Origin of the sequence: Enterococcus sp. AZ103 (assembly GCF_051714685.1) — a bacterium.
GTDB lineage: Bacteria > Bacillota > Bacilli > Lactobacillales > Enterococcaceae > Enterococcus_A > Enterococcus_A alishanensis.
Window position 1 is genome coordinate 1,604,187 of sequence record NZ_JBIOSI010000001.1, and the last position, 23,678, is coordinate 1,627,864.

General features: G+C 35.2%; 27 protein-coding genes and 1 other annotated feature. Of the genes, 23 read left to right on the top strand and 4 right to left on the bottom strand.

Features of this window, described 5'->3' with window-relative positions:
- Window positions 1-2: 2 nt before the first annotated feature.
- The 11 genes from ID741_RS08095 (at window position 3) to rlmN (ending at window position 12,441) form a co-directional block, all read left to right on the top strand.
- Complete coding sequence (locus ID741_RS08095) at window positions 3-1,136, top strand: GNAT family N-acetyltransferase (protein ID WP_438719669.1); 1,134 nt, start codon at window positions 3-5, stop codon at window positions 1,134-1,136.
- Between the two features lie 28 nt (window positions 1,137-1,164).
- Window positions 1,165-2,415 carry a PTS sugar transporter subunit IIC gene (locus ID741_RS08100; RefSeq protein ID WP_438719670.1) on the top strand — a complete coding sequence of 417 codons (1,251 nt, stop codon included), beginning with the start codon at window positions 1,165-1,167 and terminating at the stop codon, window positions 2,413-2,415.
- Between the two features lie 68 nt (window positions 2,416-2,483).
- On the top strand, window positions 2,484-3,872 hold the full coding sequence (locus ID741_RS08105; protein WP_438719671.1) for a glycoside hydrolase family 1 protein: 1,389 nt from the start codon (window positions 2,484-2,486) through the stop codon (window positions 3,870-3,872).
- A gap of 1 nt (window position 3,873) precedes the next feature.
- Window positions 3,874-4,965: a DUF871 domain-containing protein gene (locus ID741_RS08110; protein WP_438719672.1), complete on the top strand. Its 1,092-nt coding sequence runs from the start codon at window positions 3,874-3,876 to the stop codon at window positions 4,963-4,965.
- Between the two features lie 79 nt (window positions 4,966-5,044).
- Window positions 5,045-5,271, top strand: a binding site (T-box leader).
- Window positions 5,272-5,428: 157 nt separating this feature from the next.
- A complete protein-coding gene (locus ID741_RS08115) occupies window positions 5,429-6,070 on the top strand; it encodes an amino acid ABC transporter permease (RefSeq protein WP_218326808.1) in 642 nt (213 codons plus the stop codon).
- A 12-nt stretch (window positions 6,071-6,082) separates the two neighbouring features.
- Window positions 6,083-6,715, top strand: coding sequence for an amino acid ABC transporter ATP-binding protein (locus ID741_RS08120; protein ID WP_438719673.1), 633 nt, complete (start codon window positions 6,083-6,085; stop codon window positions 6,713-6,715).
- Between the two features lie 29 nt (window positions 6,716-6,744).
- Window positions 6,745-7,581, top strand: coding sequence for an amino acid ABC transporter substrate-binding protein (locus ID741_RS08125; RefSeq protein WP_218326949.1), 837 nt, complete (start codon window positions 6,745-6,747; stop codon window positions 7,579-7,581).
- A gap of 75 nt (window positions 7,582-7,656) precedes the next feature.
- Window positions 7,657-10,002 carry a DNA translocase FtsK gene (locus tag ID741_RS08130; protein WP_438719674.1) on the top strand — a complete coding sequence of 782 codons (2,346 nt, stop codon included), beginning with the start codon at window positions 7,657-7,659 and terminating at the stop codon, window positions 10,000-10,002.
- Window positions 10,003-10,127: 125 nt separating this feature from the next.
- Window positions 10,128-10,448, top strand: coding sequence for a PadR family transcriptional regulator (locus ID741_RS08135; RefSeq protein ID WP_218326805.1), 321 nt, complete (start codon window positions 10,128-10,130; stop codon window positions 10,446-10,448).
- A gap of 1 nt (window position 10,449) precedes the next feature.
- Window positions 10,450-11,286, top strand: coding sequence for a DUF1129 family protein (locus tag ID741_RS08140; RefSeq protein WP_218326804.1), 837 nt, complete (start codon window positions 10,450-10,452; stop codon window positions 11,284-11,286).
- A gap of 84 nt (window positions 11,287-11,370) precedes the next feature.
- Window positions 11,371-12,441 (top strand): 23S rRNA (adenine(2503)-C(2))-methyltransferase RlmN, encoded by a 1,071-nt coding sequence (gene rlmN, locus ID741_RS08145; RefSeq protein ID WP_218326803.1) that lies wholly within the window; start codon window positions 11,371-11,373, stop codon window positions 12,439-12,441.
- 84 nt (window positions 12,442-12,525) lie between these two features.
- On the opposite strand, the gene ID741_RS08150 is transcribed toward rlmN, so the two are convergent.
- The 4 genes from ID741_RS08150 to ID741_RS08165 form a co-directional block, all read right to left on the bottom strand.
- The gene (locus ID741_RS08150; protein ID WP_438719675.1) at window positions 12,526-13,359 is read right to left on the bottom strand and encodes an NUDIX hydrolase; all 834 of its coding nucleotides are present in this window, start codon (window positions 13,357-13,359) and stop codon (window positions 12,526-12,528) included.
- Between the two features lie 106 nt (window positions 13,360-13,465).
- On the bottom strand, window positions 13,466-14,518 hold the full coding sequence (locus ID741_RS08155) for a peptidylprolyl isomerase (RefSeq protein WP_438719676.1): 1,053 nt from the start codon (window positions 14,516-14,518) through the stop codon (window positions 13,466-13,468).
- Window positions 14,519-14,713: 195 nt separating this feature from the next.
- Window positions 14,714-15,028: a YtxH domain-containing protein gene (locus ID741_RS08160; protein WP_438719677.1), complete on the bottom strand. Its 315-nt coding sequence runs from the start codon at window positions 15,026-15,028 to the stop codon at window positions 14,714-14,716.
- The gene (locus ID741_RS08165) at window positions 15,029-15,478 is read right to left on the bottom strand and encodes an HIT family protein (protein ID WP_438720455.1); all 450 of its coding nucleotides are present in this window, start codon (window positions 15,476-15,478) and stop codon (window positions 15,029-15,031) included.
- Between the two features lie 182 nt (window positions 15,479-15,660).
- On the opposite strand from ID741_RS08165, the gene ID741_RS08170 reads away from it, so the two are divergent.
- The 12 genes from ID741_RS08170 to comGG all read left to right on the top strand — a co-directional run bounded on the left by ID741_RS08170 (window position 15,661) and on the right by comGG (window position 23,664).
- Window positions 15,661-16,398, top strand: a complete 738-nt coding sequence (locus ID741_RS08170) for an ABC transporter ATP-binding protein (protein WP_438719678.1) — start codon at window positions 15,661-15,663, stop codon at window positions 16,396-16,398.
- The gene (locus tag ID741_RS08175; protein WP_438719679.1) at window positions 16,391-17,599 is read left to right on the top strand and encodes an ABC transporter permease; all 1,209 of its coding nucleotides are present in this window, start codon (window positions 16,391-16,393) and stop codon (window positions 17,597-17,599) included. The genes ID741_RS08170 and ID741_RS08175 overlap by 8 nt, the downstream gene beginning before the upstream one ends.
- Before the next feature lie 2 nt (window positions 17,600-17,601).
- Window positions 17,602-18,471, top strand: a complete 870-nt coding sequence (gene dat / locus ID741_RS08180) for a D-amino-acid transaminase (protein ID WP_438719680.1) — start codon at window positions 17,602-17,604, stop codon at window positions 18,469-18,471.
- 82 nt (window positions 18,472-18,553) lie between these two features.
- Window positions 18,554-19,336, top strand: a complete 783-nt coding sequence (locus ID741_RS08185; RefSeq protein WP_438719681.1) for a phosphotransferase family protein — start codon at window positions 18,554-18,556, stop codon at window positions 19,334-19,336.
- 54 nt (window positions 19,337-19,390) lie between these two features.
- Entirely contained in the window at window positions 19,391-20,044 is a 654-nt protein-coding gene (gene trmB, locus ID741_RS08190) for a tRNA (guanosine(46)-N7)-methyltransferase TrmB (RefSeq protein WP_438719682.1), read from the top strand.
- Window positions 20,045-20,095: 51 nt separating this feature from the next.
- A complete protein-coding gene (comGA, locus tag ID741_RS08195; protein ID WP_438719683.1) occupies window positions 20,096-21,007 on the top strand; it encodes a competence type IV pilus ATPase ComGA in 912 nt (303 codons plus the stop codon).
- Entirely contained in the window at window positions 20,988-21,995 is a 1,008-nt protein-coding gene (gene comGB / locus ID741_RS08200) for a competence type IV pilus assembly protein ComGB (RefSeq protein WP_438719684.1), read from the top strand. Before comGA ends, comGB begins: the two co-directional genes overlap by 20 nt.
- Entirely contained in the window at window positions 21,995-22,264 is a 270-nt protein-coding gene (gene comGC, locus ID741_RS08205; protein ID WP_218326792.1) for a competence type IV pilus major pilin ComGC, read from the top strand. The genes comGB and comGC overlap by 1 nt, the downstream gene beginning before the upstream one ends.
- On the top strand, window positions 22,261-22,713 hold the full coding sequence (gene comGD, locus ID741_RS08210) for a competence type IV pilus minor pilin ComGD (RefSeq protein ID WP_218326791.1): 453 nt from the start codon (window positions 22,261-22,263) through the stop codon (window positions 22,711-22,713). Before comGC ends, comGD begins: the two co-directional genes overlap by 4 nt.
- The gene (gene comGE, locus ID741_RS08215) at window positions 22,700-22,963 is read left to right on the top strand and encodes a competence type IV pilus minor pilin ComGE (protein ID WP_438719685.1); all 264 of its coding nucleotides are present in this window, start codon (window positions 22,700-22,702) and stop codon (window positions 22,961-22,963) included. The genes comGD and comGE overlap by 14 nt, the downstream gene beginning before the upstream one ends.
- Window positions 22,950-23,402, top strand: a complete 453-nt coding sequence (gene comGF, locus ID741_RS08220; RefSeq protein WP_218326789.1) for a competence type IV pilus minor pilin ComGF — start codon at window positions 22,950-22,952, stop codon at window positions 23,400-23,402. The genes comGE and comGF overlap by 14 nt, the downstream gene beginning before the upstream one ends.
- The gene (comGG, locus tag ID741_RS08225) at window positions 23,386-23,664 is read left to right on the top strand and encodes a competence type IV pilus minor pilin ComGG (protein ID WP_438720456.1); all 279 of its coding nucleotides are present in this window, start codon (window positions 23,386-23,388) and stop codon (window positions 23,662-23,664) included. The genes comGF and comGG overlap by 17 nt, the downstream gene beginning before the upstream one ends.
- The last annotated feature ends 14 nt before the right edge of the window (window positions 23,665-23,678 follow it).

A 23,678-nucleotide genomic window follows, 5' to 3' on the forward strand; every position in this document is an offset into this window, starting at 1 on the left:
AAATGAAACTGAGCTCGACAACTGAAAATAAACAAGCAATCACAAAATTAATTGAATACGCCTTCAATAAACAAACACCGATTATTGAGGATTCATTATTTTTAAGTCGTTATCAGCACAGTGATGTTTATGGTACTTATTTTAAACATCAATTAACGAGTATGGTGATGAGCAATCATTTCAAAGCCAAATTTTTTGGTTCAACAATTAAGATGGCCGGGATTGGATATGTAGCTAGCTTACCAGAATATCGTGGCACTGGCGGGATTAAGGATATCATGAGTGAGTTACTGACGGATTTAAAACAAGAGGGCTTCATTATTAGCCAGTTGGCCCCTTTTTCTGAAAACTTTTATCGCAAATTCGGTTATGAAAATACCAGTTGGCAAAAAAGATATCAAATTCCGGCAGCTGCCTTCAATCATCTTGAAGATGAAAAAACCGGATCAATAGTCAGAGACAGTTGGGAAAGCTTAAAACCAGAAATTTTATCATTGTATCAACAGGCATTAACTTTTCAAGAAGTCGGCACTGTCGTGCGAGAAATGTGGTGGTGGGAACGGCTCAATCAATATTATCAAGGAAGATTTTATGCTGTTTGTTACGACGACTCTGGACAGCGAGCTGGTTATTTAATTTATCGTTTGCAAAAAGAAACTTTTATCGTTGATGAGTTGGTTTATCAGAACAATTTTGCTTTGCGAAAATTATTAACTTATTTAAAAGCCCATACCGCTTCTTTTAGTCAGTTTACTTATGACGCCTCAACAAGCGAAATTTTAGAGAACTGTTTCAATGAACAACAAGAAATCCAAATTCAAATAAAACCTTATATGATGAGTCGCATTATCGACTTTTCTAGTTTGCTAAAAATTTTACCAATAGAAGAAAAAGCTATTATTTTTGAAGTCAGCAGTGATGACTATTGTCCAGAAAATATTGGTTGCTTTAGAAAAACTGGAGAAACAGTCGAAAAAGTTACTGGGGAGAGCGATATCAAAGCTTCGATTGAAGCATGGAGTGAGTTACTTCTAGGAAGAATGACTCTACAAGAAGGAATTTTATTAGAAAAAATTGAAGTATCTAAGGAAATTAATATTCCTAAGGGACAGCAAAGTTTTTATGATTATTTTTAAAAGAAGGAAAAAATAGGAGGAATTGTACATGAATGCATTTATCGATTTTATGGAGAAACACTTTATTCCCGTAGCATCAAAAATTGGTGCTCAGCGCCATTTAGTAGCGATCAGAGACGCTTTTATGGTGACTATGCCACTAATGATTTTAGGATCTTTCGGGGTATTAATTAATAATTTACCGATTCCTGGCTTCCAAGAATTTATGACTAATATTTTTGGAGGAGAAGCTTGGAAAGGTTTTGGTGGTGCAGTTTGGAACGGAACATTCGGTGTTCTTTCGGTCTTTATTGCTTTTCTAGTTGCTTATAATTTAGCACATACTTATGGAAAAGATGCTGTGGCAACTGGAGTTGTTTCAGTCGCAACTTTCTTTACACTGGGTGCAGCTTTAACAGGAATGAATTCAAGCGGTTTGTTCGTTGCATTAATTGTAGGTATTTTAGTAGCAGAAATCTTCACACGTTTAGTTGGTAATCCAAAATTAATTGTTAAGATGCCTGATGGTGTACCGCCAGCAGTTGCTCGAGCTTTTGCTTCATTATTCCCAGCGATGATTACGATTTCAATTTTTGGTTTAATTACAGCAATTCTTGCTGGCTTTGGGATTGAAGATATGTTTGCATCATTCTATGAGCTAGTTCAAGAACCATTTATGGGCTTAGCAAACTCTTATCCTTCAGCATTATTAATTGCTTTTATTACACCATTCTTATGGTTCTTTGGTTTACATGGTGCCAACATGATCGATCCTTTTATGCAAACAATTAATGCACCAGCAATTGAAGCAAATGCAAACGCAATTGCAAGAGGTTTGGACGCTCCTTACATTGTAAACAAACCATTTATCGATTCATTTGTAAACTTAGGTGGTACAGGGGTAACTTTAGGTTTAGTAATCGCGATTTATTTAGTCGGTCGTAAAAATAAACAGTTGATGGTCGTAAATAACTTGGCAGCAGCACCTGGACTTTTCAATATCAATGAACCTTTACTATTTGGTTTCCCAATTGTCTTGAACCCAATTATGTTTATTCCATTTATTTTAGCACCAATGATTACAGTAACGATTGCTTATTTTGCAACTAGTACTGGTTTAGTACCACCAGCAACAGCGATTGCTCCTTGGGTAACACCGCCAATTATCGGTGGCGCATTAGTAACGGGAAGTATTTCTGGTGGGATTTTAGCAGCAATTAACTTAATTATCTCAGTTGTTATTTACATTCCATTTATTATTATGATTAATATTCAAGAAGCCCGTAAAGCAAATATTTAAAAAATAAAAAAGGATTTGCCGGTAGCAATACTGTTGCGAATCCTTTTTTTAATCAAAGGAGAAAACCAATGAAAAAATTCCCGAAAAAATTCTGGTGGGGTGCTGCTACATCTGGCCCACAAAGTGAAGGTCGTTTCCATAAGAAGCATGCCAATGTTTTTGACTATCATTATCAAATAGAACCAGAAAAATTTTATAATCAAGTCGGACCAGATACAGCTTCGAACTTTTACAATGATTATGCCAAAGATTTAGCTTTAATGAGCAGCATTGGCATGAATAGTTTACGAACAAGTATTCAATGGAGTCGTTTAATTGATGATTTAGAATTAAATACCGTAAATAAAGATGCTGTAAATTTTTATAATAATGTCATTGATACCATGCTGACAAAAGGACTTACACCAGTGATGAATTTGCATCATTTTGATTTGCCAGTAGAACTGTATGATAAATATGGTGGCTGGGAGAGTAAAAAAGTCGTTGATTTGTATGTTGGTTTTGCGACAAAATGTTTTGAATTATTTGGTGATCAGGTGAAATATTGGACGACTCATAATGAACCGATGGTAGTCGTGGAAGGAGAATATCTTTTCCAATTTCATTATCCCAATCTTGTTGATGGAAAAAAAGCAGTTCAAGTAGCTTACAATTTAAACTTAGCATCAGCTAAAGCAATTGCTGCTTTTAAAAAATTAAATATTGCCGATGCGCAAATTGGAACGGTTTTGAATTTGACGCCAACTTACGCCGCAAGTGATAAGCCAGAAGATTTGGAAGCTGCTAGAATTGCCGAACTTTGGAACAATAAAATGTTTTTAGAACCAGCAATATTTGGTCATTTTCCGGCCGAGTTGGAAGCATTATTGGAAAAAGACCAAGTAATTTGGGAAACTTCAACTGAAGAAGCTGAAATTATTAAAAATAATACTATCGACTTTTTAGGTGTCAATTATTATCATCCTAACCGAGTAAAAGCACCAGATGTTGCACCAGATTCAGTGGGTGAATGGATGCCAGATCGTTATTATGATAATTTTGATATGCCGGGAAGAAGAGTCAATCTTGATCGTGGATGGGAAATTTACCCTGAAGCAATTTATGATATTGCCCTGAATATTAAAGAAAATTACGGCAATATTCCTTGGTATGTCTCGGAAAATGGAATGGGCGTTTCTAATGAAAAACGTTTCAAAAATGCAGATGGTGTAATTCAAGATGATTATCGCATTGACTTTTTGACAGAGCATTTAAGTTATTTACATCAAGGAATTGAAGCAGGCTCAAATTGCTTTGGTTATCATATGTGGACACCAATTGATTGTTGGTCTTGGTTAAATGCCTACAAAAATCGTTATGGTTTTATTTCTAATAATATCCACACGCAAGAAAAAACAATCAAAAAATCTGGCTATTGGTTTAAAGCCGTAGCTGAAAGAAATGGTTTGGAGGATTAATATGAAACGGGAAATCGGAATTTCTTTATATCCTGATCACAGTGACGCTGAAAAAGACCGTGAATATATTCAAAAGGCGGCAGACTTAGGTTATTCTCGCATCTTTATGAGTATGCTGGAAGTAACTGAAGGAAAAGAAAAAGTAGCTGAGAAATTTAAAGGAATTATTGCATTTGCTAAAGCTCAAGGATTTGAGACGATTTTAGATATTGCGCCGTCAATTTTTGATGAATTACAGATTTCATATGATGATCTAAGCTTTTTTGCGGAACTTGGTGCAGATGGCATTCGCTTGGATGAAGGCTTTGATGGCAATAAAGAAAGTATGTTGAGTTTTAATCCTTTTGGTTTAGCGATTGAGTTAAATATGAGTAATAATGTTGCTTATTTAGAAAATATTTTATCTTACGAAGCCAACCGACCATTTATTTATGGTTGTCATAATTTTTATCCACAAAAAGGGTCTGCTTTACCCTATGATTTCTTTATTAGTTGTAGTCAACGTTTTAAACGTCAAGGTATAAAAACGGCCGCTTTTATTACGAGTCATCAAGGAACGCTGGGACCATGGGATGTAAATGATGGTTTGCCAACTTTAGAAATGCATCGAGAATTACCAATTGATTTACAAGCCCGGCATATGTTTGCGACAGGATTAATTGATTGTGTGATTATTGGAAATGCCTATGCAAGTGATGAAGAGTTAGAAAAAGTTGCGGCAGTCAATCGTTACAAATTAAGTTTAACTATTGATTTTGAAAAAGATACGAGTGAATTAGAAAAGCTAATTGTCGCAGATCCAGCGCACTTTAGACGGGGAGATATCTCAGCTGAAGCGGTGCGTTCAACTATGCCGCGAGTAAAATATAAAAATGAGAACAATCCACCGCATGACAATCAATTTGAGTTTCAAATTGGTGATGTGGTGATTGGTAACGATGATTTTGGTAAATATAAAAATGAAATGCAAATTGTTTTAACGCCTCACAGTGATCCAAGAAAAAATTTAGTTGGGAAAATTCCTCAAGAAGAGCATATTTTATTAAAATTTTTACGTCCTTGGAGCAAATTTCAGCTAGTATCTGAAAACTAACTGGGAATTAAATTAAAAAAAGATGAACTTTTCAATTGACAAAGTGTCTCTCTCGGTGTAAATTTATACCTAACTTATAGAATTGACATTGAAAAGAAGAGTAACGATTGATTGTTTAAAGAGAGTTTCTGGTTGGTGGAAAGAAACAGCAAGTTAATTGTGAACCACATCTTGGAGTCGATTGGCTGAAAATTAAGTAGGCGAATCCGGGAATGCCCGTTACAGCTGCGGTCATGTTGACCAATGGAGTGTGTTGCTGTGAAGCAACACAAAAAAAAGGTGGAACCACGTTTATACGTCCTTTAGCTATGATAGCTAAAGGACTTTTTTATTTCTCCAAACAACATAACCGGTAGAGGTTTTTCTCGTGAGAGAAAAACGAATCTGAGGTGGAATCACGTCTATACGTCCTCTGACAAGTTATTTGTCAGGGGCTTTTTTTATGTCTATGGGAGGAAAGCAAATGAATTATTTAATTGATGTGATGCCACAACTTTTAGCTGGTGCAACAACAACAGTAAAACTATTTTTATATACAATTGTTGGTTCGTTACCTTTAGGAATTATTTTGGCTTTTGGATTAGTTAGTCGCTTCAAACCGTTACAATGGATTATTCAACTTTATGTTTGGGTGATGCGGGGCACGCCACTTCTTTTACAATTAATTTTAGTTTTTTACGGATTACCGATTATCGGAATTGTATTTGATCGTTTCCCAGCAGCATTATTTGCATTTATTTTAAACTATGCAGCTTATTATGCAGAAATTTTCCGTGGAGGGATTCAGTCAGTACCGGTTGGTCAATATGAGGCCGCGCGTGTAATTGGTTTAACGCCAGGCCAAACCATTACTAAAATTGTTATTCCACAGGTTACTAAAATTGTGTTGCCATCTGTTGGAAATGAAGTGATTAGTTTAGTTAAAGATACTTCATTAGTTTATGTTTTAGGTTTATCTGATGTCATGCGGGCCGGACGGATTGCGATGGAACGAGACACAACTTTGATGCCATTGATTGGTGTAGCTATCATTTATTTAGTTATGACCGGTATTACAACATTAATCATGAAGCAATTAGAACGACGGATGAATTATTATCGTTAGGAAGGTGAGAAAATGATTGAATTAAAAGATATTAACAAGTCTTATGGTAATAAAAAAGTGATTGATCATTTAGATCTAATTATTCCCGATGGACAAATTTTAGCCATTGTCGGACCTTCTGGTGGAGGAAAAACAACCTTATTAAGAACTTTAGCAGGCTTAGAAACAGCTGAAAGCGGCACATTTTTATTGGATGGTCAGCCCTTTGATCCTAGCGATACGAAACAAGATCAAGTGGTGGGCGTTGTGTTTCAAGATTTTCAATTATTTCCCCACTTAAGTGTCTTAGATAATATTACAATTGGTCCACGTTTGGTTTTAAAAGAAGATAAGGAGACTTATTTAAAAAAAGCTCGTAATTTAGCTAGTTTATTAGGGATTGAAGAATTGTTAGATAATTATCCTTTCCAATTATCAGGGGGACAAAAACAACGCTTAGCAATTGCGCGGGCGATGGCAATGGATCCTAAGGTTTTGGCGTATGATGAACCAACTAGTGCGCTAGATCCAGAATTACGGCAACAAGTGGAAAAACTAATTTTAGATTTAAAAGCTGATGGGGTCACACAAATTGTGGTAACTCATGATTTAGTTTTTGCAGAAAATATTGCCGATGAATTATTGAAGGTAGAGCCAATTTCATAAGCGATTCAAAAAATAGAAAAAATGGAGGAATTAAAATGAAAAAATTTTTATTCGGGTTTTTAGCGGTAATTAGTATGGTCACTTTAGCAGCTTGTGGATCAAGTAATGATTCAACTAGTGATTCAACAGATAGTTGGAAAACAATTGAAGAAAACAAAAAAGTAGTGATTGGTTTAGATGATACTTTTGTACCAATGGGATTTAAAGATGATGATGGAAAAATTGTTGGTTTCGATGTGGACTTAGCAAAAGCCGTATTTGATGAATATGGTATTACTGCTGAATTTCAACCAATTGAATGGTCTATGAAGGAAAATGAATTGCAAAACGGGACGATTGATTTGATTTGGAATGGTTACACTGTAACCGATTCACGTAAGAAGAAAGTTTCGTTCTCACAACCTTATTTAACTAATGAACAAGTCTTAGTAACTAAAAAGTCTAGTAACATTACAAGTGATGCAGACATGAAAGACAAAGTACTAGGAGCGCAAGAAGGGTCTTCTGGTTATGAAGGTTTTACTAGAGAGCCAGAAAAATTAATGGATATCGTAAAAGACAATGATGCGACTCTATATGCTGGTTTTAATGAAGCGTTTATCGATTTAAAAAATGATCGGATTGATGGCTTACTGATTGACCGTGTATATGCAGATTATTTCTTAAAACAAGATGGCACGATGGATGACTACAATATTTTCAATGCTGGTTTTAATGAAGAAGATTTTGCTGTTGGTGCAAGAAAAGGTGACAAAGAATTAGTTGATAAAATCAATGAAGGCTTTGACAAAATTCAAAAAGATGGCAAATTTGCTGAAATCACCCAAAAATGGTTTGGTGAAGAATTGAGTATGCCAGAAAAATAATCTTAAAAAGGGCGAACAAAACTTTTGTTCGCCTTCTTTTTTTTGTATAATGGGTAAGATGAAAAGAGGGATGACATGGCGCAAAAAAAGCGTAAAAAAAGAAAGACGACTAAAAAACAAAAACAGCTACAGGAACAACGATTAATTATTGTTATAGGACTAATTTTTATCTTATTAGCTGTCTTTGCGTTATTCCATTTAGGGTTTCTAGGGAATTTAATGGCCAACGTCCTACGGATAATTGGTGGGAATACTTACCCAGTTTTAGCAACAGCACTAATCATATATGGACTCTTGTTAGTTTTTAAAAATAATAAATTAAAAATCACCAAAGGGCGTCGCTGGTTAGGGATGCTAGTGTTTTATTTAGGTATTTTATTGTTCTTACAAGCGAGATTATTTGCTAATGTCGGGCAAGAACCAAATATTTTTGAAACCACGTGGGAGATTTTGAGACAGGATTTTGTTGCTAATCAAATTACTCAAAACGTTGGTGGTGGAATGATTGGCGCTAGCTTATATAGTTTAACTTATTTTCTGGTTTCCCAATGGGGCAGTTATTTAATTGCCGTTTTATTTTGGCTAGTAGGGATTTATTTATTTACAATGGTGAAATTAGAGAATGTCTTAGACTTTTTCAGTAACACCGGAGCAGTGCTTCAAGAAAAATTTGCAGAATCGGATGAGAAAAAGGGCTTAAGACAAGCCAAACGAGCCGAAAAAAAAGCTGAGAAGCAGAAAGAACAAGCTGAAAAAAAAGCTGCTGAAGCGGAGAAAAAAAATCGTGTAAGACCATTATCTGAAGGTGAGAAGCTAGCTAAAGCCAGCAAAGAAGAACCAGAAGAACCGGTTTATGAACAATTACGAATTCCCATCGAAGGCTTTCAAGAAAATATCGGAAAATCAGTGCCACAGCCTAAGCAGGAAGAAGAAACAACTGATATCGGTGATTTAGAATTTGAAATCAGTGCCGAGCCAGAGGACCATGATTATCAATTGCCACCGGTAACTTTACTGGATCAAATTCCACCAGCTGATCAAAGTGATGAATACAAACGAATCGAAGAAAATATTGATGTGTTAGAAAAAACATTTGATAGTTTTGGCGTGGACGCTAAAGTTGTACGGGCTTCTTTGGGACCAGCCGTGACCAAATTTGAAATTCAACCGGCTGTTGGTGTAAAAGTTAGTAAAATTGTTGGCTTAACCGATGATATCGCTCTAGCTTTAGCTGCCAAAGATGTCCGGATGGAAGCGCCGATTCCTGGAAAATCTTTAATTGGTATTGAAGTACCAAACAGCACTGTCAGCACTGTTTCTTTTAGAGAAATCATCGAAGCACAACCGAACCATCCAGATAAATTATTAGAAGTACCACTAGGAAGAGATATTTCGGGGATTGTACGGACAGCTGATTTAACGAAAATGCCCCATTTATTGATTGCGGGTTCTACTGGTAGTGGTAAGTCAGTTGCGATTAACGGAATTATCACAAGTATTTTAATGCGAGCGAAACCAAATGAAGTTAAACTAATGATGATTGATCCGAAAATGGTGGAATTAAATGTTTATAATGGTATTCCTCATTTATTAACACCTGTTGTAACTAATCCACGAAAAGCAGCACAAGCACTGCAAAAAGTGGTGCAAGAAATGGAAGAACGGTATGAAAAATTTGCTGCAACAGGCGTCAGAAATATTTCTGGCTTTAATGAGCTAGTAATTCAAAAAAATCTGGAAGACGGACAAAATCGCCCTATCTTACCATTTATTGTTGTCATTGTTGATGAGTTAGCCGATTTAATGATGGTGGCTAGTAATGAAGTGGAAGATGCTATTACTCGTTTGGCTCAAATGGCACGAGCGGCAGGAATTCATATGATTTTGGCAACACAACGTCCAAGTGTTGATGTTATCACCGGAATTATTAAAGCCAATGTGCCATCAAGAATTGCTTTTGCGGTTTCTTCAGGAACCGATTCAAGAACAATTATTGATAGTAATGGAGCAGAAAAATTATTAGGTCGGGGTGATATGTTATTCTTACCGATGGGAGAAAATAAACCGATTCGTGTGCAAGGTGCATTTATTTCTGATCACGAAGTGGAACAAATTGTTGAGTTTGTGACTGACCAACAAGAAGCCCATTATGAAGAAAAAATGATGCCAACAGAAGAAGTAACCTCGTCACCTAATGAAGTTCCGCAAGATGAACTTTATGAAGAAGCCAAAGCATTGGTGATTGAAATGCAAACGGCAAGTATTTCACTGTTACAAAGACGATTTAGAATTGGATACAATCGTGCGGCCAGAATTGTTGATGAATTAGAAGCCAATCAAGTTATCGGTCCATCAACGGGTAGCAAACCACGAGAAGTTTATGTGGAAAAAATTGAAGAAGAACCAACCATCGAAGAATAGCTGAGGAAATCATTTTCCTCAGTTTTTTCTTTGAAAAAAATTAGCTAGTGAGCTTTACAAACTAGTTGAATTTCTTTATACTTTAAAACAGCTAGTAAGTAATACAAATTAGTTAGGAAGATTAGATGAAAAAAACTCAATTACTAAAAGGTGTTTTGGCTGGTTGTGTTTTAAAAATTATTTCTGAGAAAGAAATTTATGGCTATGAACTGGTTCAAATATTACAACGAAAAGGTTTTACTAGTATAGTGGGGGGCACAATTTATCCGTTATTACAAAAATTGGAAAAACAAGAATTAATCGTCGCAACTTTTAAATCCTCGCCAGAAGGACCTGATCGTAAATATTTTAAAATCACAACAAGTGGCGAAAACGCACTGAAAGAATTTGAACTTGAATGGCAGGAATTGGTTACAAATGTCGCGAATTTATGGGAGGACAAATAAAGTGAAGCAAGTGGAACAATACCGCAAGCAAAGAGAAGAGCTAGAAAAACAAATCAAACCGGAAAATCGGATGTATTACAAAAATTTGACAAGTTATACAATGTTTGCTGGATTTACTCATGATGAGACAGAATTAGAGGAGCAATTATTGATGATTTTAAATGATATTATCAAAGCTCAAGAGGATGGTATTTCGGCAGAGAAATATTTTGGTAAAAATCCACAAGAATCAGCAGATCAGATTATTGCGAATCTCTCAAAGAGTTCGTTTAAAGATCGCAGTACGCTAGTTATGATTATCGTAGGGATTGTTTGGATTTGTAAATTCATTGCCGATGTGAATCAAGATAGTGTGATGCAAATAAACTGGCTGACTTATTTATTGGAAGGTGCATTTTCAGTTGGGTTTATTTTTATTGTTTTCAAATTTTTCCAAAAAATGGTGTATCAAGAAAATCGTTGGTTAAAAGATCAAAGAGTTCAATTTGCTATATTATTTTTAGTGATCGTAGCTTGGTTAGCGGCAAGTATCTCAATGGCAATCTTTATGCCAATGTTTTATCCGATCACGATTCCTTTCCCATTTGATCTTGTCATTATCGGTGTATTGATGTTGGCGGCTTTGATCTTTGTTTTAAGATTAAAAGAATCAGTTTTTTATTCAATGATATTTTTATTTGAAGCCTTGGGTATCTTAGGGATTTTACAACGTCTATCAGCGAATGGGATTATTGCCAAAGTTCCTGCATCAGTGACTTTATTTTTCTTGATGGCGGCCTATATGATTTATACTTTTTGGACGATTCGAGAAACGCGAAAATTAAAAAGAAAAAATTGAGTTTTTGAAAAATTTTAACCAAGTAATTGTTTTATCCTGTGAAATCAGTTATAGTATGAATCGACTATTTTAGGAGGACTTTACTTGAAACCATCAATTTACGGCTTACGCAAAGAAAATTTAATCGATTGGTTGGCAGAACACGGTGAAAAAAAATTCCGGGCCACCCAAATTTGGGAATGGCTCTATCAAAAACGAGTAACTGCATTCGACCAAATGACTAATCTATCAAAATCGATGATTGCTTTATTAGAAGAAAATTTTATGATTAATCCTTTGAAACAAATGGTAGTGCAAGAAGCAAGTGACGGTACTGTTAAGTATCTGTTTGAACTACCAGATAAAAATATGATTGAAACAGTGTTAATGCGCCAAGAATACGGATTGTCTGTTTGCGTAACAACGCAAGTTGGCTGTAGTATTGGCTGCTCATTTTGCGCGTCAGGTTTATTGAAAAAAAACCGTGATTTAACTGCAGGTGAAATTGTCGCACAAATCATGCTAGTGCAACATTATTTTGATGAACGAGGTTTAGATGAACGAGTATCTCACGTAGTAGTAATGGGGATTGGCGAACCTTTTGATAATTATGACAATGTGATGGACTTTATTCACGTGATTAATGATGCCAAAGGTTTAGCGATTGGCGCTCGTCACATTACTGTTTCCACATCAGGTTTGGCACCAAAAATTAGACAATTTGCTGATAATGGCCTACAAATTAATTTAGCTATTTCTTTACATGCGCCAAATAATCAAGTACGAACATCTATGATGCGAATTAATAAACAATATCCGATTGAAAGATTAATGGATGCGATTGATTATTATTTGGATAAAACCAATCGTCGCATTACCTTTGAATATATTATGCTATCTGGGGTAAATGATCATGTTGAACACGCCAAAGAATTAGCCGACTTGTTAAAAGACAAGAAGAAATTAGTTTACGTTAATTTGATTCCTTATAATCCAGTAAGTGAGCATGACCAATATTCTCGTAGTGGGAAAGCGGATGTATTGAAGTTTTATGATGTCTTAAAGAAAAATGGGATCAATTGTGTGATTCGTAAAGAACATGGAACCGATATTGATGCCGCTTGTGGACAATTACGTAGTAAGCAAATGAAAAAAACTAAAAAAGTAACTGCTTAGCCTTGAGGAATTTTTCTCAAGGTTTTTTTATATAAAAAGCGAAAGACAGAAAATAGCAAGCTATCTAATGTCTTTCGCTCTTATTTAAGTAGCAGTTTCTTCTCCGACTTGATCTTTTAACCGATAAATTTTTGACGGGCGACCGATCCCCACAGGTCTTTCCCCAATTTCATCGAAAAACTGTAACATGGCTTTTTTAAAATTGGAATGATCCATCGTACGATAATCAATGCCCATAAATTTAGCAAAGACTTTGCGGGCTTCAGTAATAGTAAATTCATCACCTAAAACTTGCAAAATTAATGGGTCATGATCCATCTTGTTAGCCACGCGGTTAAATGCTTTACAAATAATTTGGTTATGGTCAAAGGCGAGAGTATCTTTTCCTAAAGAATCGCCAGTTTTTAAATCAATTTCGATGGAAATATCATCGCTAGTTAAGAAGATATTATTGCCAATTCTTTCCATGTTAAACCAGCGAGCATCTTGGGTATCATCTCCAGCTTGTAAAGGAACTTGCCCTAAAAAAGCAATGTAGCTGACGGTAATTACCCAGCCGCGAGGATCACGATTTGGTGAGGAAAAAGTGTGTAATTGTTCGACATTTTTCCGACCTATCGTTAGGCCTGTCTCTTCCTGAGTTTCTCTGCGGACACTGTCATTTGTTGATTCATTGCGCTCAATAAATCCACCAGGCAAAGCCCAAGAATTACGATAAGGGTTTCCTCGTCGTTGAATTAAAAGAACTTTCAATTGATCTTCGACTTTGTTATAGCCGATACTGACAATATCTACCGTCACCGATGGTTTGTCGTATTCAGGATGGTCTTGTTCTTTATACCATGCCAAAAATTCTTCTTCAGAGGCAACATGCTCGTAGTAATCCTTTTCAGCTGCTTTGGAAGAAAATTCTTTCATATTGGTTCACCTATCTTTTAAAAGTATTATGTACTTTATTGTAGCATGAAAAAATAAAAAAAGGGAATCCCCATAGGAATTCCCTTGAAATGTTATCTTGTTTTAATTATTCAGCGGCTGAACTATCAGTAGCGGCTGAACTATCAGTAGCGGCTGTACTTTCGCTGGTTGCTGTACTTGATTCAGTTGTACTTTCAGCAGTTGAACTTTCACTTTCTGAAGTGGATGAAGATTTTTTCTTAGAAGATGATTCTGATGTACTGCTTGAAGTTTCTAAGAAGTCAGACAATACGCTGCTGAAACCATCATCTTCAATCTTCACATTTGCTTTTTTCAATTCTTTACGAATGACTTTAGTAGTAAAAGTAGAATCGCTTGTTTTTGTTGCGCGGGCAATTTTACGTAATTCTTTTTTGTATTTGTCCATGTCGTTGCCTTTAGAACTTTGTTTTTCCATTTTCACAATGTAGTAGCTAGTTGAATAGGTAGAAGAATCAGTTGATGAAATCACATCTGATACTTGATCATTTTCAAGACTGAAAGCTGCTGTTTTTACTTCATCTGGCACAGTTGTAGATTGTGAATCAAATTTAATTTTGCCACCATCTTCAGCCGTAGTAGTATCTTCTGATTTACTTTTCGCTTCTTCAGCAAAATCAGCGCCGCCATCAACTGCTGCCTTGATTTCATTGGCATCATCTTCGCTACTTACTTTAATGATTCGAGCAGTAACTTCTGGATGGAATGACTCCCAAGCAGTTTTTAAATCTTTGTCGGTTAACTTAACATTTGCATTTAAGCCTTTTTGGAAGGCCAATGATTGTCTTAAGTAATCTTTATAAGTACTCTTAGTGTAGCCAGCTGATTTTAACTGACTCTCAAAAGTTGAACCATATTGTTTTTCTTGGCTCTTGTATTCTTTGTCGACTGCTTTATCAGAAACTTCATCTCCATAAGCATTTTCAAATACTTTATAGATAATCATGTTACGGACCAAAGTTTGGTTAGTCGATTCTTTTTTCGCTTCATCGTAAAAATCTTCTACAGTGATTTTTCCGCCTTTCATTGTAGCGATGTCTGCGTTTGAACCGCCAGAACAAGCTGCTAAAACGACTGTACTTAGTAAGCCGACTGCGGTTAAAAGAACTTTTTTCTTCATAAAATTTTGACAACTCCTGTATTTATAATTTATATGTGTAATTATTTCCTTAATCACTATACCACAAGCAAATTTGGAAAATAAAGGTTTTTACAATAGTTTTCAACAATATTCATAATTTAGACACATTTGCTTTAAATATAGAAGCAAATCAAAAAAACAAGCGAACTTTTTTCATAAAGTCCGCTCTAACAGCTAATCGATTGAAAGATGATCGATTGTTTCTTGTATTTGTTTGATGCGTGGTTCTGCCTGAAAATTAAAATCTTCAATATCTTTTTTTACACCCGAAGTAAATTCTGGCACTAAAGCATCAAAAGTTGTCTTTAAATCAACTACCGCTGCCCGGAAATTTTTCAAGCTTTCATTTAATTCATCGGTTCGTTGTACGATGTCACGCACATCATCAATTATTTTTTCTTGGGTTTTACTTCCTTTTCTTGGTGCTAACATTAAGCCAACCGCTGATCCTACACCAACACCAAAGAGAATTCCTTTAAAAAAGCTCATTTATTTCACCTGCTCCTTAATAGCGTTAGCAATTGCAGTCATTTCTTCTGTCGAATATTTGCCAGTATGATCACCAAAATGAATCGAAAAGTCATCCTTCTTCGAATAGCGTGGAATCAGGTGAATGTGGGAATGGAAGACAGATTGGTAAGCTAATTCTTTATTATTATTCATAATGTTTAGGCCTTCCATTTCAGGAAAAGCTTTCTCGATTGCTTTGGCAATTTTAGGAATACGAGCAAAAACTTCAGCTGCCAAGTCTTCTTCGTATTCAAAAATATCTGCAACGTGTTCTTTCGGTACAACTAAGGTATGGCCTTTAGTTACTTGAGAAATATCTAAAAAGGCATAAACTTTTTCGTCTTCATAGACTCTATAGCTAGGAATCTCTTGATTAATAATTTTACAAAATATACAATTTTCCATTCTAGCACCTTCTTTTGAATTGATTAGTTTTACTTTACCATAAGTTATACTTTCTGGGTATGTTTCCAAAGCTTTCGCGTGAAAAAGTAAAAGACTTTGGTATAATTGACAAGAAAGAAATGGCAACTATTTTTAATACATGATAAAGACAAAGTTAAATCAGACTTAAATAGCCAAAAAGTCTGAAATTTAGGAGGAATTTTTCAATGAGTTTAGCGATTCAGCAAGTGACTGGTGGTTATGGTCATCTACCAGTTTTAAAAAATATCAGTTTCGATGTAGATAACGGGGAAATGATTGGTTTAATCGGTCTTAATGGTGCTGGTAAATCAACAACTATTAAAAATATTATTGGATTACTGACGCCAACGAAAGGTTCGATTACAGTCGATGATTTAACGCTACAGACATCACCGGAGGATTATCGAAAAAAAATTGGTTATATTCCAGAGACACCCTCTTTATATGAAGAATTAACTTTACGAGAGCACATCGAAGTAACTGCTATGGCTTACGATATTCCAAAGGATATCGCTTTTGAACGAGCAGAAAAATTGTTGAAAACCTTTCGTTTAGAAAACCGAATGGAGTGGTTTCCAACCAATTTTTCAAAAGGAATGAAACAAAAAGTGATGGTTTTATGTGCATTTTTAATTCAACCAAGTCTTTATATTATCGATGAACCTTTTTTAGGATTGGATCCGTTAGCGATTAATGCATTATTAGAATTGATGGTGGAAATGAAAAATGCAGGCGCGGCAATTTTGATGTCTACCCATATTTTGGCAACCGCAGAAAAATATTGCGACCGTTTTGTGGTTTTACATGAGGGTGAAGTCCGCGCACAAGGTACTTTGGCTGAGTTACAGCAAGATTTTAAAATGCCAGAAGCTTCTTTGGATGAAATCTACATTGCTTTAACAAAGGAGCAGGCTCATGGATAACTTTTTTAAAGAGCGCTTGGCTCGTCATCAAAAAAAGATGATGCGTTATATGCGCTATGTTTTAAATGACCATTTTGTTTTGGTTTGCTTATTTTTAGTCGGTGGTTTAGGTTTCTATTATTCAAATTTATTAAAACAATTGCCAGCTGATTTTATATGGAGTTTGCCAATTGTAGGAGTGGTTTGGTGGTTTATTTTACCTTTTGGTAGTTTAGCTACATTAGTTGAACCAGCGGATATGACTTTTTTATTACCGAAAGAAACTGAAATGACTGGCTATTTAAATAAATCTTTGCGTCATTCATTGCCTTTTCCTTTTTTAGTAGAAGGATTAATATGTGGCGCGCTTATGCCACTAGTTGTTTTAGCCCAAAATAGTTCTTTCAATCGATTTTTCCCATATTTAATTATGCTGTGGGTGTTGAAATATAGTCTTTTAACGATTGAAAAATTTGCTAGCTATCAAGAGACAGCAAGTTTAGTCAAAAAAATAAAAATCGGCTGGTTTTTGTTAAGTGGTGGAATTATTTTTGTTAGTTTATATATTGGTGCTATCATTGGTATGATTGCTGCATTAGCATTAATGGCTGGACTGATTGGTTGGTTAAATGGTCATCACAGATTATTAGATTGGACCTTTCTAATTAATCGTGAAAATCAGCGATTACATCGAATTTATCAATTCATTAATCTATTTACCGATGTACCAGAAATTGAAGCTAAGGTGAAACGTCGTCGTTATCTGGATCCTTTTTTAAGTAAGATTACTTTCAAACAAGAAAATACGTATTTGTATTTATTTGCTAGAAGAGCTTTTCGCGGTTCGGAAATAAGTGGGTTGTTTCTACGTCTAATTGTCTTGGGTGGCGTAATTATTTTCTCGTTAAATGATTTTATTTTCTCCGCCGGGGTTAGTGCTTTATTTATCTATTTAATTGGTTTTCAGCTGATACCTTTGTATGGGCAGTTTGATTATGTAACGTTGACACAATTATATCCAGTAGCGAAAAAAACCAAAGAAAAAGCTCTACAAAAATTAATTGCTGGTTTATTAGCGACAGGTGCGGTTATTTTTAGTTTGTGTACTTTAGGGCGAATTAGTTTGTTAGAAAGTGCCTTAGTTTTTGGGATATTAGTGATTGAGATTACTGTCTTTAGTTTAATTTATTTACCAATTCGAGTGAAAAAAATGGAGGCTTAGTTATGAAAGTTTTGTGGAATGAAGAAATTGTTGATGAAACAGAGGTACAGATTGATTTAGAGGATCGCGGCTATCAGTTTGGCGATGGCTTATATGAGGTCATTCGGATTTATGACGGTCAATTTTTTATGGAAAAAGAACATTTAGATCGATTGTGGGCGTGTGCAGATAAAGTTCGATTAACTTTGCCTTTTGAACGTGCAGAATTTAGTCACCGTCTACACCGTTTTGCTGAAGAAGTTGGGATTAAAGAAGGACGTTTATATTTCCAAGTGACTCGAGGTGTTTGCAAGCCTCGTCTGCATGATTTTCCTGATCCTAAAGAAGTCAAGGCTGTATTGACTGCTGACATTCAACCAGCAAGTCGACCTTTAGTGAAACAAAAAAATGGGATTCATTGTGGTTTTGTAGCTGATAAACGTTGGCTCCATTGTGATATCAAATCAATTAGTTTGTTAGGAAATATTATGGCATTAGATGAAGCCAAGCAAAAAGGTTTTGAAGATGCAGTTTTAGAACGAGATGGTATAGTAACAGAAGCTTCTGCATCAAATTTATGGATGGTCAAAAATCAAAAATTATTTACTCATCCTGATGGTGAATTGGTACTGCCTGGGATTACTAAAATAAAATTACGAGAAATTGCTCAAGCTTTAAATATCGAGTTAATAGAAGAACCATTTACGACCACAGAATTGTTACAAGCGGATGAATGTTTCAAAACCAGTTCTGTGGCAGAAATTATGCCAATCGTTTCGATTGATCATCAAAAGATTGGTACAGGTGAAGTTGGTACGATAACCAATCGTTTGCTAAAGGCTTACAGCGAGGTAATCAAAATGACTGTGCAAGAAAATAAAGGCGAAATCTAAAAAAACGAACGTATATGCCCTTGACGAAGTGAGTTCAGGTGGCTAGAATAAGGATTACTGTTAATTGTTAGGGGGGACAAGGATGGAATTTCAGTTAGATAGCGACTGGCGTTTGCAACCGATAAAAGGTGATACTGGAAAAACTTATATTGGTTACAAAGCAGACGAACGAGTTTTTATCAAACAGAATACAACGCCAATGCTGGCTGCCTTGTCACAAGAAGGAATTGCACCAAAATTAGTTTGGATTAAAAGAACTGGCAATGGCGATACGTTAACTGCCCAAGAATGGTTAGATGGTCGTCTTTTAGAAGCCGATGAAATTACACAACGTAATGATGTAATTGATGTTTTGTATCATTTGCATCATTCTGAATCATTAAAAACTATGTTAAAAAAAATCGGCGGCCAACAAGTTTCACCAGAGCAACTATTAGCATCCTATGAAGCCGATTTACCAAATGAGTTGAAGGAAAACGAATTTGTAGAAAAAGTCCATGGTTACTTAACTACTCATCTACCAAAATATCCGAAAAAGGAATATACTGTTGTCCATGGTGATGTCAATCATCGAAATTGGCTAGTTTGTCGAAATTATTTATATTTGGTGGACTGGGATTCAGTTATGTTTGCTGATCCGGCTTTAGACATTGGTACTATTTTAGGGAATTACGTTCCGCTTTCTAGTTGGGGAACATGGCTCCTGAGATATGGGATTCAACCAACTGATGCCAATATTGAACGAGTGTATTGGTATGCTTTAATGAGTATTCTACTGGAAATTTCTCGCTTTTATATGCGAGGAGAAATCCACCATATGAATCGAACAATTTTACAATTAAAACGTATTTTTGCCGGAAGCTGAACATCTTAGTTCAGCTTTTGTTGTGAATAACGATATGAAATTAGGAGGAACAAGATGCGTGTTAGAAATCGTCCTGGAGCTGCTGAATTAGTTGCAGCTCATCCAGAATATATCCCAAATGAGCCAAAAAAATTAAAAGGTCATTGGCAAGAACAATTCAAGAATAGTAACCCTATTCAGATTGAAATTGGAACTGGAAAAGGTCAATTTATTGTGGGGATGGCAAAAGCACATCCAGAAATAAATTATATCGGGATTGAAATGCAGTTAAGTGTGGTGTCTTTAGCGCTAGATAAATTAATTGCAGAAGAGTTACCAAATTTACAACTGTTGCATGTTGACGGATCTGATTTAACAGATTATTTTACCGAAAATGAAGTAGATCAAATTTATTTAAATTTTTCCGATCCATGGCCTAAAAAAAAGCATGAAAAACGCCGCTTAACTTTTAAAACATTTCTAGCAATTGACGAAGAAATTTTAAAACCTAACGGAGAAATTCATTTTAAAACTGACAATCAAGGATTATTTGAATACTCGTTAAGTAGCTTTTCTAAATACGGCATGGTGATTGAACAAGTGTGGTTGGATTTACATCAATCAGATTATCAAGGCAACATTATGACAGAATATGAAGAGAAGTTTTCTAATAAAGGCCAACCGATTTATCGAGTAGAAGCACGATTTATTTCCAAAGCGAGAGACTAAATTTTAGTTTTCTCGTTTTTTTTTGCGTATTTTTTTATAGAGGTGAAGCAAATGTCAGTTGAACTTTATTCAGATGAATTGATTGCTTATGGTACAGATAACCAAATGCAAGATTTTTACATTAAACCTGGTAACGACTATTATGAAATTTATTTTCGCAAAGGTCCTTTTTATTTTAATCGAGAAAAAATTTCTCTAGATCAAGGCAAACAATTAATTAGTCGCTTTAAATACATTGGTGAAATGGACGTAAGTGAGCATCGTAAAACACAATTTGGGGCAACTACTTATCCTTTATTGAAGGGTCCGCAGCGCTTACGGTTGTCTAGTGTCGGTGATTATCGTCAAAGGGAAAGTTTAGTGATTCGCTTTTTGCATACTTTTGGGGTGAGCCAAGAAAATTATTGTGTGCCGGAACAATTAACGATCATCCAACAACAAATTGCCGGTCGCGGCTTATTTTTATTTAGTGGACCAGTTGGCTCAGGAAAGACCACTTTAATGTATAAACTAGCCCAAGAAATGGAGGGGCAGGTGATTACGATTGAAGATCCGGTAGAGATCGAAGTGGATCATTTTCTACAGCTTCAAATTAATGACAAAATCAATCAAGACTACGATGAATTAATCAAACTATCCTTGCGTCACCATCCAGATATTTTAATTATTGGCGAAATTCGCGATACTAAAACGATTCAGGCAGCTGTTCGTGCCGCTTTGACAGGACATTGTGTTTTTGCCACGATTCACGCCAAAGATTTAGCAGGAGCAACTGCCCGTGCATATGAATTAGGTGGGGAAACCGATCTGCTAAAAGAAGTGCTAAAAGGAGTTGTTTATCAGGAATTATTGCCGATAGCAACAAATGAAGTCGGCTTAATGTTGGCTTACGAGTTTTTAAACACTGGCGTTGCTGCATCTTGGGAGGAAGGACTGAAAGCTTTTGAAACAAAAAATGACTAAAAAAGATCAAAAAAAATTTGTTCTACTTTTAGGAGAATTATTGAACAATGGCTTTAGTCTGTCTCAGGCCTTAGGTTTTTTTCAAACAGGTAAATTGTTTGATTCTAAGTTAATTACAAGAGTCGAGGCAGATTTAAGTGCTGGTGAATCACTGGCGAGTATATTAAAGCAATTATCTTATAGTAAAGATCAACTTTTACAACTAGAATTGGCTCAAATTCATGGCGATTTACCTGCTACATTGATTGGTATTGGTCAACAAATGGATTTACTAGAAAAACAGCGAAACAATTTTATTAAAGCAATTTCTTATCCACTATTATTATTACTTTTCTTAGTTTTGATTCTTTTAAGTATGCGTTTTTTCTTATTACCTGAGTTATTGGCTAGTGGCATGATTCAACAAGGTAGTCTAGCAGTCTTATTTATTCATGATTTTCCAATATTGATTTTCGTTATTATATTTTGTGGCTTTTGCTTTACATTATATTTTAGACAGAACAGAAAAAAACAAAGTTATTTAGCCCGTTATACTAGACTATCGAAATTTCCGCTAATTGGTAGTTTGCATCGAGATTATTACTCAGCATATTTTGCTTTAGAGTGGGGGAAATTATTTAATCAAGGTTTGGAACTAATTCAAATCATTCAATGTTTATTGGTAACCGATCGTGATTCGCTGATGAAAGATTTAGCCGAAGATTTACAAACGGCTTTAAATAACGGCCAGTCGTTACCGGAACAAATAAAAAAATATCCGTTTTTGACACAAGAATTTAGTCAAATCATATTGCAAGGACAAGCCCGTGGAAATTTAGGTAAGGAATTATTGATTTATAGTGAAATTATTTGGCAACGGTTATTTAGTCGTATTGAATGGATGATTTCCTGGTTACAGCCACTAATTTTTTTGTTTGTTGCTGTGTTGATTGTCAGTATTTATGTGGCTATGTTATTACCTATAACTAGCGGATTGGAGGGTTTTTAGTGAAAAGAATACAAAAAGGCTTTACGCTTTTAGAAATGTTGGTTGTTTTATTTGTGATCAGTCTATTATTGTTACTGTTTGTACCAAAAATCATGGAGCAACGAAAAATGGCTGAAGAAAAAAATAATGCTGCCGTTGTAAAAGTAGTGGAAACACAAATTCAATTATATGAAATGGAACATGATGGTCAGAGTCCAAGCGAAGGTGATTTGGTCCCTAATTATGTGGATGCTAAGCAGTACAAAATTTATCAGGAAAATAAGAAATGATTAAGCGTCAAGGTTTTACTTTATTTGAGATGCTACTGGTTTTATTTGTTGTAACTAGCTTTGTCTTGTTACCAACGTTAGCGATTGGAAAATGGCATAGTAAGCTCACACAAAATTTCTTTTTTTATCGAATTGAAAAATCCCTGTTACATTTTCAACAATTGGCCATTACCCAGGGAACTCGATCATCCGTTTATCTTTCCAAAGAGAACCAAGAACTCATTTTCATGATTGCCAACGATCCAGAAGCTAAAAAAAATATTAGTTTACCCGAGGATATTCGGTTATTAAATAATAGCTATACCATCTATTTTAAAAGCGGTACAGGAAACATTTCAATTTCTAAAAGTCCCGGCAGTTTTTCGAATATTATTTTCAAACAATTAAGCACGGATAAACAAATCATTTATCAATTCATGCTAGGAAGTGGACGTTTTGAAAGGAAGTAAGGGTTATATTTTAATAGAAAGTGTCGTTGCTTTAGGGATTCTTTGTGTAATTGTCTTTGGTTATTTGGATTTATCAGTCAAGCTTCAGATAAATCAAGAATCTCAAATGCAGCAGTTGGCAGATTATCGCAGTCTTTATATGGCGAGTCGTCGTTTGCGTATTACCGGAGAGATAGGAGATGACAATGTTCAAGGTTCAGCAGAGAATTGTTGGGTGGAAAAAGGGACAGCTAAGATTGGCAAAGAATAAAGGATTCACTTTGATAGAATGTTTAGTGGCACTTTTGATGTTGAGTGGTTTATTACTTTTAATCAGTGGCTTGTTTAAGCATGTCCAACAAACTGAAAAAGTTGTCTCCAGTCATAACGAAAGAGAATGGCAAGTTTTTTTGTTACAGCTGGAAAATGAATTGGAAGAAGTTGAAATTAATCGTGTTGAGAGAAATCAAATTTTGGGAATGGAGGAAGAAAAGAGCGTCAAAATTTATTTGGTAAATAAAAAAATCGCCAAAAGTAAAAATAATGGGCATCAGCCATTACTGACTGACGTAAAAAAATTCACTTGCCAACAAGAAGGAGCGGAAATATTCTTTGAAGTCACATTTACAGACAATTTGGTCAAAAAAGACAGTTACATCATATCCCGGAGGTATTCTGCTGACGGTGATGCTGGTGCTTTTCTTGTTTAGTTTTTTAGCATTACAATTACTAACTAGTTACCAAGAAACGATAGATTTTAATCATCAAAGTCAAAAACTGTATCAAGGAAAAACGGCAAAAGAATTATTTTTAATTGATTATCCCAATTTGCCACAAGAAAGTGGAGAATGGACTTTTAATCTGGGGGAACTTGTTTATCATAGGAACGGACAAAAATTAGTAATCGTAGTAAAATTAAAAGACAAACAATATCTTTTTTACGAGGCTGTATCGAATAATGCAGAAAATTAGTATAGTCTGTTTAA

What these genes read in the sequence shown, in the direction of transcription:
- comGA (WP_438719683.1), top strand. Translation starts at nt 20,096, where the DNA reads ATGTCAGTTGAACTTTATTCAGATGAATTGATTGCTTATGGTACAGAT.
- ID741_RS08120 (WP_438719673.1), top strand. Translation starts at nt 6,083, where the DNA reads ATGATTGAATTAAAAGATATTAACAAGTCTTATGGTAATAAAAAAGTG.
- ID741_RS08135 (WP_218326805.1), top strand. Translation starts at nt 10,128, where the DNA reads ATGAAAAAAACTCAATTACTAAAAGGTGTTTTGGCTGGTTGTGTTTTA.
- ID741_RS08170 (WP_438719678.1), top strand. Translation starts at nt 15,661, where the DNA reads ATGAGTTTAGCGATTCAGCAAGTGACTGGTGGTTATGGTCATCTACCA.
- ID741_RS08110 (WP_438719672.1), top strand. Translation starts at nt 3,874, where the DNA reads ATGAAACGGGAAATCGGAATTTCTTTATATCCTGATCACAGTGACGCT.
- ID741_RS08150 (WP_438719675.1), bottom strand. Translation starts at nt 13,359, where the DNA reads ATGAAAGAATTTTCTTCCAAAGCAGCTGAAAAGGATTACTACGAGCAT.
- ID741_RS08185 (WP_438719681.1), top strand. Translation starts at nt 18,554, where the DNA reads ATGGAATTTCAGTTAGATAGCGACTGGCGTTTGCAACCGATAAAAGGT.
- trmB (WP_438719682.1), top strand. Translation starts at nt 19,391, where the DNA reads ATGCGTGTTAGAAATCGTCCTGGAGCTGCTGAATTAGTTGCAGCTCAT.
- ID741_RS08115 (WP_218326808.1), top strand. Translation starts at nt 5,429, where the DNA reads ATGAATTATTTAATTGATGTGATGCCACAACTTTTAGCTGGTGCAACA.
- ID741_RS08160 (WP_438719677.1), bottom strand. Translation starts at nt 15,028, where the DNA reads ATGAGCTTTTTTAAAGGAATTCTCTTTGGTGTTGGTGTAGGATCAGCG.
- ID741_RS08130 (WP_438719674.1), top strand. Translation starts at nt 7,657, where the DNA reads ATGGCGCAAAAAAAGCGTAAAAAAAGAAAGACGACTAAAAAACAAAAA.
- ID741_RS08105 (WP_438719671.1), top strand. Translation starts at nt 2,484, where the DNA reads ATGAAAAAATTCCCGAAAAAATTCTGGTGGGGTGCTGCTACATCTGGC.
- comGD (WP_218326791.1), top strand. Translation starts at nt 22,261, where the DNA reads ATGATTAAGCGTCAAGGTTTTACTTTATTTGAGATGCTACTGGTTTTA.
- ID741_RS08155 (WP_438719676.1), bottom strand. Translation starts at nt 14,518, where the DNA reads ATGAAGAAAAAAGTTCTTTTAACCGCAGTCGGCTTACTAAGTACAGTC.
- ID741_RS08175 (WP_438719679.1), top strand. Translation starts at nt 16,391, where the DNA reads ATGGATAACTTTTTTAAAGAGCGCTTGGCTCGTCATCAAAAAAAGATG.
- ID741_RS08095 (WP_438719669.1), top strand. Translation starts at nt 3, where the DNA reads ATGAAACTGAGCTCGACAACTGAAAATAAACAAGCAATCACAAAATTA.
- dat (WP_438719680.1), top strand. Translation starts at nt 17,602, where the DNA reads ATGAAAGTTTTGTGGAATGAAGAAATTGTTGATGAAACAGAGGTACAG.
- ID741_RS08100 (WP_438719670.1), top strand. Translation starts at nt 1,165, where the DNA reads ATGAATGCATTTATCGATTTTATGGAGAAACACTTTATTCCCGTAGCA.